Source organism: Mucilaginibacter sp. P4_E8 (assembly GCF_056401495.1).
In genome coordinates, this window is sequence record NZ_JBFUJG010000135.1 from 1 (window position 1) to 13,135 (window position 13,135).

The 13,135-nt window shown below is 38.8% G+C and carries 7 protein-coding genes; 6 read left to right on the top strand and 1 reads right to left on the bottom strand.

The annotated features are described in order from the left end of the window. On the bottom strand, positions 1 to 440 hold a 440-nt coding region (locus tag AC1DRQ_RS25770; RefSeq protein ID WP_477428128.1), incomplete at its 3' end, for a histidine kinase. An 862-nt stretch (positions 441 to 1,302) separates the two neighbouring features. Here AC1DRQ_RS25770 and AC1DRQ_RS25775 point away from each other — a divergent pair. From AC1DRQ_RS25775 to AC1DRQ_RS25800, 6 genes are all read left to right on the top strand, one after another. Continuing rightward, complete coding sequence (locus AC1DRQ_RS25775; protein ID WP_477428130.1) at positions 1,303 to 1,857, top strand: UpxY family transcription antiterminator; 555 nt, start codon at positions 1,303 to 1,305, stop codon at positions 1,855 to 1,857. Between the two features lie 77 nt (positions 1,858 to 1,934). After that, on the top strand, positions 1,935 to 7,094 hold the full coding sequence (locus AC1DRQ_RS25780) for an amino acid adenylation domain-containing protein (RefSeq protein WP_477428132.1): 5,160 nt from the start codon (positions 1,935 to 1,937) through the stop codon (positions 7,092 to 7,094). Positions 7,095 to 7,452: 358 nt separating this feature from the next. Continuing rightward, a complete protein-coding gene (locus tag AC1DRQ_RS25785; RefSeq protein WP_477428134.1) occupies positions 7,453 to 8,856 on the top strand; it encodes an ATP-binding cassette domain-containing protein in 1,404 nt (467 codons plus the stop codon). An 8-nt stretch (positions 8,857 to 8,864) separates the two neighbouring features. Then, on the top strand, positions 8,865 to 9,581 hold the full coding sequence (locus AC1DRQ_RS25790; protein ID WP_477428136.1) for a thioesterase II family protein: 717 nt from the start codon (positions 8,865 to 8,867) through the stop codon (positions 9,579 to 9,581). 2 nt (positions 9,582 to 9,583) lie between these two features. Continuing rightward, positions 9,584 to 11,197, top strand: coding sequence for an MBL fold metallo-hydrolase (locus tag AC1DRQ_RS25795; RefSeq protein ID WP_477428138.1), 1,614 nt, complete (start codon positions 9,584 to 9,586; stop codon positions 11,195 to 11,197). A 196-nt stretch (positions 11,198 to 11,393) separates the two neighbouring features. Further along, the coding region (locus AC1DRQ_RS25800; protein WP_477428140.1) for a condensation domain-containing protein at positions 11,394 to 13,135 on the top strand (1,742 nt) is incomplete at its 3' end.

Genomic DNA, 13,135 nt, shown 5'->3' on the forward strand with positions numbered 1-13,135 from the left:
AAGCTGTCCGGCTCGGGTAAATATAAATTAATATTTAGTTGGCGGTCAAATCTTAACTGATGAATTTCTATTAAATTTTCGAGGTGTTTTACTTCATGACTAAGCGGAATTTTTCCTTCCTGATCAGTCGCAATAAAGGCGTTACGCATAATATTAGAAAGCRGCATGATGCTTTTGGATGCCTTTTCGGAATGGCTTATAACCTCTGTATAGATAAAACTCAAGGTATTAAACAAGAAATGTGGGTTGATCTGTAACCTGAGGTAATTCAATTCAGCACGCAGCTTTTCTTTTTCCAACCGGGTTGTTTTTTTGAGGTCTTCGATGCCTTTTATTTCAGTTTCAATCAATTTTTTATCGGCTTTAAACTTGTATTCAATCAGCCAGTAAGTATAACTTATCGAAATTAAATAGGCGAAACGAAATAGCCGGAGTATCATAAATTCTTTTAAAGAGTCAGTATACATAGGATTTTCGAGTCCTCGGTAATGAATATACACCGTAAGCGAATGATTTAGAATCAAATACAGGAAAGCAAGCGCCAGTAGTACAACAATTCTCTTGATGTGCCGAAACCTGTCTCTTTTTATTCTGACTATTAGGAAATAATTCAAATAAAATATGATCGCATTTAAAATAAAATAAAGTGACGATGTAAAGAGAAACACTCTTCCCGGATAAATTAATAAAACTGCCCCGTTCTCATAGAAAAAATATAAAATCCAGATGGTGAGGTGAATTAATATACGGTAAACGGTTTCGAAACGGCTTTTTTGTTTCTTCTTAAGAAATTTCCTTTTTATTCCCAACATAAGTATTGCCGGTTTTTACCCCATTCGTGTATCAAAATGGGCAATTGGTGTAATTGATTTTCAAAATTTTTTAGATGTGTCCAAATTACAGTAAAATTTTAAACCGTCATCTAAAGCCATGAAAAAACAAACGTCATCGAAACGATTCGTCTTCAAAAAGACGACAGTTTTCGAAATTTCGAGGAGAACTACCGGTACAAAAATTAACAGGCCAGATACTACCTTGATCGGAGACACTACCACCTTCCCTCCAACAGTGACTGGAGGTTGAGGTTCTGCACGAGGCTTCGAAATCACCATTTAATCCTGCACAATAACTCTTAATGGCTAGCAATATACATCACCGTGTGATGTAAAATTTATTGTTATGTCTTTTACCTGTACTTAATTAATGGGTTTGTCCATGTGACAGACAGTAGCGAAGCTCTGCTTTTTTGATATCAATTGAATACTGAAATTGGTCTTTGCATCACAAGTAGCTTAACGAGTCATGGTTAGCTTAAAAACGAATACAGGAAATTGGTTTGTCCTTTATACAGTTCCCAACTTTGAAAAAAAAGTTACTGCTTATTTAATCAGGAAATCAATTCTCACATATTTGCCTTTGATAAACGTGGAACGATCATGGAGTGATCGAAAAAAAACCATCGAAAAACCGTTATTTCCAGGGTATGTGTTTGTAAAAGTTGCAAGAAGGGACTTATGGCAGGCTTCATCTGTCAAGGGCGTAATTAAAGTACTGTCAACCGGGCAGTATCCGTCAATTATTGAAGAACGGGAGATCGATATTATCAAAAAGGCGATAACCTATACCCCTGATGTTTATCCGGAAGGGAATTTTACAAAGGGCGAATATATTAAAATCATTGCGGGGCCGTTCGCCGGGGTAGAAGGGAAAATTGTAGACGTGAAAGGGAGCAAACGTTTGTTCATTTATTTACAGTTACTTAATCAATCCCTTTCTATAAATATCCAATCCGATTATTTGCAGAAGGTAAATCAACATACTGCAATACAATTAGCCTATCCAGTCCGAATATTATAGACCCAAAAGTATTACTCCTGCTTTTGGTTTTGCAAAATTCTAAATTAACGATCGTTCCGATAATCAATTGATTAACTATGGAAATCCAATTAACTACTTTGGCGGCAGAATTAGAAAATTCAGCTCGGAGAGGCAGCGCGGGGATGGTGTTTGTTTATTCAAATGGATCCGAAGAGAAGGTTTTGTATAAAGCAATTTATCAGAAGGCAATTTCTATCCTCGGAGCACTCCAGGAAAAAGGTGTGAAGCAAGGCGACGAAGTTATCATACAATTAGAGGACAACCGAATTTTCATTGAAGTTTTCTGGGCTTGTATATTGGGCGGGTTTATACCTATTCCATTATCTACAGGCGTTCAGCCGGAGCAGAAACTTAAAATTCTAAAGATCTGGAGTTCTCTTGTCAATCCCGTCGTGGTTTGCGATAACTTACAGCTAAATCTGAGCAGCGCCCCTGAAGCTGCAGAGACTGAAGTACTACTGATTAATCAAAAAACCATTTTCAAAGGCGAGCTGTTAGATTCGGAGTTACAAGGTATTCCAGCCTCGCTCCGCGAAACAGATATTGCCTACGTTCAATACTCTTCAGGCTCAACAGGTGACCCCAAAGGCGTTTGTTTGACGCATAAGAATCTATTGTGCAATATCAACGATATTATTCTCAGTTTGGCAATGACACCGTCAGATGTGTTAATTAGTTGGATGCCCCTCACTCATGATATGGGGATGATCGGATTTCATTTGGCCGGGGTAGTAATGAGTATTAACACGGTAAGCATACCCACCTCTCTTTTTATCAGAAGACCGTTAATCTGGATGGATAAAGTTGCACTGCATAAAGCGAGTGTATTGTATTCGCCAAACTTTGGAATAAAATATTTTTTAACTGCATTTGAAAAGCGCGAGCAACCGGAATGGGATCTGACAGCAGTCAGAATTATCGTGAACGGCGCAGAGTTAATTTCAAAAAGCTTGTGTGACGATTTTACTAAATGTCTGAATTATTATGGTCTTCAGGCACAGACTTTTGTAGCAGCTTATGGGCTTGCGGAAGCGTCTGTAGAAGTGTCAGTAACGCCACCGGGGTTCGCTATTGCGAGCTATTTTCTCAATAGAAATTTCCTGAAAGTCGGAGATACCATTCAGATTACGAAGGAAAGTGACAGGCGATCCGTAGAATTTGTGGATGTCGGATTTCCGGTCAACGGGTGTCAGCTTCGAATAACTGACAATGATAATAAGCCGTTGCCGGAAAATACGATAGGTCACGTTCAAATCAAAGGGGACAATGTAACTGCCGGGTATTATAAGAATGATGCCGCTACCGCATTTATATTTACTGATGATGCCTGGTTGAAAACAGGAGATTTAGGGTTTTTGCGAAATGGTCGCTTGACAGTTACGGGACGTTTCAAAAATATCATTTTAATCAATGGTCAGAATTACTATCCACAGGACATCGAAAGAGTAATCATTTCGGCAGGCATATCTGAAGAGGGTAAAATTGTAGCATGTGGGATAAGTGACCAAGGGGAGGAGCATCTCATCGTTTTTTTACATCACAAGGATKATTTGATGAAATTTGTTGCGATCGCCGATAAAACGAAACAAATTATTTATAAACACATTGGAGTCGTTGCAAAGCATATCATTCCGATCAAAAAAATTCCAAAGACGACCAGTGGAAAAATCCAGTATTTTTTACTTAAGTCGGGGTATTCGGAAGGTAAATTTGATTACATCCTCAATATTTTGTCAAATGGAAAAGCAACAAATTTTCAAAAACATCAAATTGAATGGATAGTTAAGGTGTTAACCGATGCGGTCATTGACGTAACTGGGCTTCGTAATATAGATAAAAGCCTTAGCTTTTTTGAAATAGGCATGAATAGTCTGATGGCCATCCAATTGGTAGGGCATCTAAAAAGGCGCCTTCAGTTGGCGCTTTCCGTCGAAAACGTTTTTGTTTACGACAGCATTGACCGTTTGAGCAAATATATTTATGAGTCAGAAACTGAAAATTTGACCAATGGGCAACTGGAAGATGTCGAAACAGCTAAAGTTAATTATAAGGAAAAGAAAGGACATTACCCGCTCTCGCCGGGACAAAAAAGGCTTTGGCTATTATCTTGCATGGATAGGGACTCTTCGGCCTATAACGAATCCCTACAATATGACATCCGAGGGGAGTTAGATGTAACGTTGTTCACAAAGGCCGTCGAGGCACTTATAAAAAGACATAGCATTTTMCGGGTAAATTTTGTCGAGCTAAACGAATCCCCCATTCAGGTTATTAATAATTACGAGGCTGGCAGGATTAATTTTCATTATGAAGATTTAAGTAATCACAGCGATATCACGCGTTCACACTTTTATAATATTAAGGAGCTTATAGCGCAACATTTTGATTTGGCAAAGGATGTGCTCTACAGGGTTTATTTATCCAAGATCGCCGGCGGCGAACACCACCTCCTGATTATTATGCCCCATATCATCACTGATGAATTTTCCGGAATGTTGTTAATCAAAGAATTAATTGAAAATTATAAAGATTTATCAAGCGGGCTTCCGCTTTATTCTGGCGCATCTATTTTCCAATATACAGACTATGCCGAATGGTCACATAGTGACGAGCAATCAAGAAAAGCACAACGTAATCTCAAGTACTGGTTGAATGAGCATCGATTAAATCGCCAAGTATTAAACTTACCCTTAGACTTTAAACGTTTACCGATAAAAGGCTCTAGTGGAAAACGGATTACTTTTCAAGTAGAAGATCAAATTTGTCTGGGTTTGCAGCAGTACTGTAAAAGAGAAAATATTAGCCTATTTATGGCGCTGTTATCCGGCGTTTACATTTTAATATCCAGGTATACCGCACAGGAAGATATTACCATCGGTGTGCCCGTAGCAGATAGAGAAGATCCACGCTATCAGGAACTAATAGGCTTTTTTGTACATATTTTGCCGCTACGGATTAATGTACCGCAGAGGTCAACATTTGGTGAGGTTGTGCAGCAGGTAAAAGAACGGTTACTTAAAGGAATTGACCACGCCTCATTTCCCTTTGATGAACTCGTGACAGAGCTCGCGCTTCCCACAGATGCCGGCAGGTCACCGTTATTCGATATCCTCGTAACTAGCAATACAATAAGCAAAGATCGATTTGTAGATGATAAAAAGCTTTTATTTAAAAAAAATGTGTCCTATAATTTAGGCGCTAAATATGACCTGTCGTTTTACTTCGAATACGACAATGATCGAACAGCCCTGATTCTTGAATACGACACAACTCTTTTTAACCCGAACCGTATCCAGAGAATGGCTGGACATTATATGCGCTTACTCAGCGTGCTGATAGGTGAACAGCATACGACAATTTCCGGGGTCGATTACCTGTCGCCAGGGGAAAAATTGAAATTATTGCACGTTTTCAATCAACCTGTTGTAACAATTCCTGGTTTGAATATTATTGAAAGCTTTAAACAGCATGTAAGAAACAATCCTAACGCTATAGCTATTAAATTTAAAGGCCGGTATTTTAGTTATCAGGAAGTAGATAATTATTCAACGCAACTATCTTTATATCTTTTAGAAAGGTATTCTGTTCAACAAAATGAAAGGATACCTTTGTTAATGGATCGGTCGGAGATGATGATCATTTCTATATTAGCGATTTGGAAGGCCGGAGCCACATACTTACCGCTAGACCCACAATTCCCCGAAGACCGAATAGCATTTGTACTATTAAGCACAAAACCGGTAGTGGTATTGATCAATGAGCAATTCTTAAAGAAATGCGAGCCGGTCTTTAAAGCTCATAAGATTGCTAACCTGGTTGTCGAAGAATTTCCGCTGCAAAATGCGTCAATTATTTCGGATCCTCTTCCATTGGCGGAACTTGCCTATGTTATGTTTACGTCCGGCTCATCAGGCGAGCCGAAAGGTGTAGAGGTCACACATGATGCGGTAATGAATATCTTCAGAAGTCTCAAAGATAATTTAGAAATTACGATGACTGACAGCTTTTTAGCGTTGAGCAATTATACGTTTGACATATCAGTTGTTGAATTATTCCTTCCATTGGTTTTTGGGGCCCGGGTGGTGCTTGCTTCGAAGGAAGAAATCTTAGATCATTATTTGTTTACGGAATTGTTTGAAGAAAATCAGCCAACATTAATGCAAGCGACACCTAGTATGTGGAGTACGCTAATTGATTCAGGCTGGAATGGTAATGAAAATCTTTGCGCTATTTCCTGTGGCGAAATGCTCAGTGTGTCATTAAAAGATAAAATATTGGAACGTTCCGGGAGCCTGTGGAATTTTTACGGTCCAACAGAGACGACGATTTTCTCGACCGGAAAAAAGATGAAACGGGATGATTTATCAGTATCCATAGGAACTCCTTTGCTTAACACGAAAGTTTATATACTTGATGAAAACCAGAAGCTGATCCCAGAGGGAAACTTTGGGGAAATTTGCATAGGTGGTAAGGGATTAGCGAAAGGCTATTTTCAACAGTCGTCATTAACTTTGAACCGGTTTATTGCCAACAGCCATGAAGTGGGCACTTTGATTTACCGAACAGGTGATTTAGGTCGGTGGCTGCCTAACGGGAACATTGAATTGATAGGACGATTAGACGAGCAGATAAAATTGCGAGGTTTTAGAATCGAATTGAATGAGATTGAGCATGTCATTGCAAGCTTTGCTAATGTTCGTTCTGTAGCTGTAATGATTAAAGAAGGTAAAAACAGCGATCAGCAACTGATGGCTTTTGTTGCCTGGGTGAAAGAAGCCGACGACAATGAACACTTGTTGAGGAGTTATCTATCAAGTAAACTTCCCAGTTATATGATTCCCGCATTTTTGATTACATTAAATGACTTGCCAGTTAATACCAGCGGAAAAGTAGACAAAAAGTTGTTGAAAATGATGCAGTTAGATGAGACATTGACTGTCGATAAAAGTTATAGAGCGCCCTCTACCGAAATAGAAAACAAGTTAGTAAGTATTTGGAAGGCCATTCTGAATAAAGAAACGATCGGGATAAATGAAGACTTTTTTGAGATAGGAGGACACTCGCTTAAAGCAAATCTATTAATTAACCGTATTTACAAAGAATGGAGTATACGCGTCAAGTTTTCGGATTTGTTCTATTTCGCTACTATAGAAAGACAGGCTTCCTTAATAGAATCTAAAGCGAATACGCGTTATACACTGATAGAATTGCTTTAGAGCATCGATTTCAAAAAACTCCATAGTTGGGACACCGGTTACCGGATACCGAGTACGTTATTAATCGGTCATAAAATATTGCCCGAACCGGTGTTGTCAGTTGCCTAATAAATAGCTTATGAATTGGTTGAGAATACTTAAGATAAAATCCAAACTATTTTATCTGTTTTTGATAATGCTTGCGTTGTTCAGCAGCATAACCAATATGTGCATATTAATCCTGATCAATGCAACTATAGGTGGACAAATAATTCCGCACGTTAATAATTACAAGCCTGAGCTATTTGTTGCGCTTATTTTGATCTCGTTTATTTCAACCAGGTTTTTTCAGCATTTTATTATAGCAATTTCCAACAGTGTGCTTTTTGAACTGGAACTTTCTCTAATCAGAAAAGTCCAGAGTGCAGACTTTGAGGCATTTCAAGCAATGGGCCCCGAGAAAATATACGCCGCTATAAGTGATACGCGCATGTTAAGCCGGGTCCCAGAGGTATTTGTGATACTGATTAATGCGTTTATCACGCTTGGCTGCTCATTAGGCTACCTGTTTTGGTTATCCCCTACAGGAGGCTTTGTGGTACTCATTCTGATGAGCAACCTGTTGTTTCTCTATGTGGCCAGGAATGAAATTATTGAAAAAAGATTAAATCTGCTAAGGGATTTACAGAATTCTTATTTCAAGTCACTGCAGGAGTTATTATTTGCCTTTAAACAAATTAAAGTATCAGCGATCAGAAATAAAAACATCTATGAAAGCTACATTTTATTTAATAGGCAAAAAGCAAAGGATTTATCGGTATCTACGTCAAAAGCCTATGTTTTTAACCAATTGGTAGGAGTTTACAGCTGGTATATCCTGTTTGGTGTGATATTGTTTATTCTGCCGGTAGTGCTTCAGTTACAGATGGTGGAGATTTCTGTTTTCATTACATCTGTATTATTTATGATGTCTCCTATCTCCCAAATTTTGTCTTTTGTTTCCTTCCACACGAGCAGCAAAATTGCCTTTGAGCGTATAAATAAAATTTATAAGGATTTAGAAGTGGTTGAAAGTGATAATAATGTCACTGCCAGTTCATTATCGAAATTTGACAGCATAAGGTTTGAAGCGATTGTTTATCGACATCTAAATCAGGAAGGCGATTCTTTTTCACTGCAGTTCGACGATCTTGAAATAAAGCAGGGCGAAATTGTCTTCATTACCGGAAGTAACGGGAGTGGCAAAAGTACGTTTTTGAATATATTTCTGGGCTTATACGAGCCGACGCAGGGCAGTGTTTACATTGACGATAAAAAAATATCATGGACGGATTTTGTTTCATTTAACAGTCAGATGTCCGTAGTATTCGCCGATCATCATTTGTTCAGGGAGAATTATGACGGGCACGATTTAAGCGAAGATAATGAGGAGCTAAAAACTTATCAGCACATGTTGAATCTGGACGGTGTTCTGCGCTTCGACGCCACTATGAACCATATTCATACAGAGTTATCTAAAGGGCAGCAAAAAAGACTTGCGTTGTTGTTGAATCTATTGGAAGACAAACCGATAATTATTCTTGACGAATGGGCAGCAGAACAGGATCCTCAGAATAGGAATTTTTTTTACACAAAATGGTTATTTGAATTGAAAGCCATGGGAAAGACAATTATTGCTATTTCTCATGATAACGATTATTATTATTTGGCAGATCGCCTGATAACGTTCAAAAACGGCAGGCTTGTAGAGAATATTGTTAAGGTTAAAGAAACAATTAGTTAATTATAATCATGGTTAAAATCGATGTTTTTTGTATGCCCTTTGCCGGGGGAAGTCGATATTCTTATCGTAATTATCAAAATAATGTATCAGATACATTGAATATTATTCCACTCGAATACCCAGGACGAGGCGCGAGAATGAAGGAAGCCCTTATAAAAGACATGGACCTACTGGTCAATGATATGCTATTGCAGATCGACCGGTATAAAACAAACAAACCATACATGATTTATGGCCATAGTATGGGAGGAATCGTAGGATTTCTTGTTTCTAAAAAAATATTACAACGTAAATTAATCGAGCCACCTGCTCATCTTTTTATCACCGGTACGACTGCGCCGGCCTGCAAATCACGTGAAGCGAAAAGAAGATACCTTCTCCCCAAAAAAGATTTTATTACCGAACTTAAAAATATGGAGGGTTGTCCAGAGGAAATTTTGAACAATGACGATCTGTTGAATTACTATGAACCTATATTGCGTGCAGATTTTGAGGCGGCCGAAACCTTTCGGTATCATCATGATTCTCCGGTAAAGCTGTCTATGACCGTGGTTACCGGTACAGAAGAAGACATGGCACCGGAAGATATTGCAATGTGGCAACAAGAATCTGTTGACCCCGTCAATTTTAAACGTTTGCCAGGAGGGCATTTTTTTATTTTTAACAACACAGAACAGATCATGTCAATGCTTTCTAATCAATTGTCATTAATTAAAACTTTATAATAATGAAAGAGCAAAAATACTATCTAAAACCTAACGTGGTTATTGAACCGCTGTTTAATCGCTGGTATGCCTGGTCTCATTTAATTTCCCCGGCCACATCCTCTTTAAATATTCAGGAAAGGCATCTAAATATTATTAATTCGTATCTAATGGCGCCCGAGATTCACGCGGAAGCGGTTGCGAACCCGAAAATGCTGGGGGGACCATTTATGGATTTTAAAGGAAATAAAACAGAAGAAGTCAAAATACTTAAACAGCAGACCATAGACAATTGCAAACTACAAATTGCATTTGCAAAAGCGATAAAGGAACTGGATGCCATACTATTGGCCGACGGTAAGGGTTATGGTCTGGAAATGATTTATGATAAAGTTCCCGAATTGCTTAAAGGGTATGTTGAATTATTTTATGACCGGCAGAATAATGCATCGTTCCGGGTGTTTGAGGCATTACTTTACAAAAGTCCGTTTTACAATAAAGAACTGCAAAGTATTGCGTTATGGATAACCAATAATGATGAACGTCCCTTTGCACTTAGTACTCCGAGGTTAGATAGCCCGGATATATTGAATCTAAATATTAGTTTTGATAATCCTGCTTTGGATGAGCTTTCTAAAATGAAGAGAGTCCCGCAAACGTTAAGCTTTATCAAGGACATACTCTCCATCACACCTGATCAATCACCTCTTTTTGAAAATCTTTTTACCGAAGAACAGCCGCCCGTTTATCAACCGTACAGAGGTGATAAGATACGCATGCGATATTTTGGACATGCTTGCATACTTGTGGAGACGCAAAATGTAAGTATCCTGGTTGATCCGCTAATAAGTTATTATGGTTACGCTTCTGAAGTTAACCATTATTCAGATGTAGACTTACCTGACCAAATTGACTATGTCATCATTACTCATAATCACCAGGACCACATTTTGTTTGAGACATTACTTCCGTTGCGTCATAAAATAAAACATCTTGTTGTTCCAAGAACGCGCGGGGGACGCCTGGAAGATCCTGAACTAAAGTTGATGTTTGCGCACATTGGATTTAATAATATTACAGAGATTGATGAAATGGAAACTGTTGGGTTTGAAGATATCTCAATCACGGCCATTCCCTTTACCGGCGAACATAGTGATCTAAATATCCAATCTAAGGCATGTTACCAAATAAAAATAGGTGCATTTAAATTGATGTACATGGCTGATTCAAGAGTTTTGGAACCTGCAATTTACAAACACATTCACTCGATAACCGGCGATGTAGATGTTATTTTTCTTGGAATGGAATGTGATGGAGCGCCGTTAAGCTGGCTTTATGGTCCTTTGTTAACAAAAAAGCTGGCCCGGGATCAGGACAGCAGCAGACGTTTAGCGGGTTCTGATTGCCAGAAAGGGTTGACGTTAGTGGATATATTTAATCCAAGTGAACTATACGTTTACGCGATGGGTCAAGAACCATGGCTTGAATTCATAAGTAGCATAAAATATACTGATGAGTCAAATCCAATCGTTCAGTCCAATAAGCTCATAGAAATTTGCAGAGAAAGAGGAATTGTTGCGGAAAGGCTGTTTGGTGAAAAAGAGCTATTTTACCAGAAGGTTGCCCAGCCGGCCTAGTTTTGACTTATATATCATTAAAAGTTCCTTCAAATAGAATGGTTCAATATTCTAATCAGATGAATCCGTAAATATTCGGTCCTATTTTCATCATGATGGTGCCAATATCGGCTTAAATCAGAATTCTCCACTACTAAGATTTAGGTCAACGTTTCAGAAATATCTTCTTACAGTTTTTATTTAACAGGTTAAGATTATGCCCGATCAAAATGTTCAGGAAATTATCGACAACGCCATTGAAAATGGTATTGAGTTTATCTTAAAAGATGGTGCTTTAACGCTCAAGGTTGCTGATTTGGAAACAGTTAGCCAGAGTTTGCTTGACTTAATAAAGGAAAATCGCGATGAGATCAAAGCCTTATTAAGCAGGCAGTCATATGGTGAAACATTTGAGAATGACCATACAGCGAAGCATACTGTGGGAATTAAGCATATTCCGTTATCTTTCGCTCAGGAGAGGTTTTGGTTTATAGACTCCCTACAAGGCAGCGTCCAGTATCATATGCCGTCAGTATTTACCATTGATGGGAAATTGGATATCACAAAATTAGAGAATAGTTTTAAACTATTCATTAAACGTCATCTCATATTGAGTTCCGCTATACGTTTTGAGAACGGAATAGCGCATCTGGAAATAGAAGATGTTTCGGATTGGAAATTTGAAGTTAGTGATAGGCGAAATTTTCCCCCGACCGAAGAAGCTTTGCAAGCTTGTTTGAACGAGTTTTTGTGGCATCCGTTTAATTTAGGTAATGCGCCGATGTTGCGTGTTTTAATTATCACGATTACGGATACACATTATTTAATGGCGCTTGCGGTGCATCATATTGCATTTGACGGTTGGTCAATTCCGATTTTACTTAGAGAAATCGCTGAATTATATAATAGTGCTGTTCAACACAAAGATCCTGATCTTCCAGAATTACCTCTTCAATATTCGGATTATGCGGTTTGGCAAAGAAAACAATTTGCTTCCGGTAAATTAAATAATAGCGTTAAGTTTTGGAAAAACACGCTTCAGGGGCTTCAACCGTTGGATTTACCTACTGATTATCAGCGCCCACGGGAACAAAGTTTTCAAGGAGCGGTTATTAGCAGAATAATAGAAAACAGTGTGCTGGAAAGACTTGGTGATTTTTCCTCTAAAGAAGATGTTACCTTATTTATGACGCTGTTTTGCGCTTTCAATGTTTTAATTAGCCGATATGCAAAACAAGAAGATATCTGCGTGGGTACTCCCGTTGCGGGTAGACAGCTTAATGAAGTGGAAAATCTCGTCGGATGTTTTGTAAATATGCTGGCTTTGAGAAATAAAATTGATCAGGATCAATCTTTCAGAAGTCTGTTACAATTGGTAAAATCGAACATTATTGATGCTTTTGATCACCAGGATGTCCCGTTTGAAAAAATTGTGGATGCATTGGATGTGGAAAGATCGATGAATAGTACGCCGCTATTCCAGGTAACTTTTGTCATGCAATATGATTTTGTAAAGATTCACCTGAACCTAAATGAGTTGCGCGTAGAAGAAAGGCTGGTTAGTAAAACTTTCTCAAAATTTGACTTAAGCTTGGAGGTCATTGTTACGGGAGACGGTCTTCATCTGAGCCTGACGTATTGCAGGGATCTTTACCGTCCTGAAACGATGGAGCGCATGCTGGATCATTATGAGCGCATGCTGAGAGCGGTAGTATCGGATAGCGAACAGCGCATCGGTGATATCGAGATCCTGAGCGAGCAGGAGCGTGAACAGTTATTATATGAGTTTAACGGGACAGCGGTATCCTACCCTGTGGGATTAACGCTGCTGGACCTGTTCAGGGAGCAGGTAATGCTTCGGGGAGAAGAGACCGCTGTGGTTTACGGGGATAGCCGTCTGAGCTACCGTGAGCTGGATGCCCGGTCGAACCAGCTGGGGCATTTCCTGCGGAGCCGCGG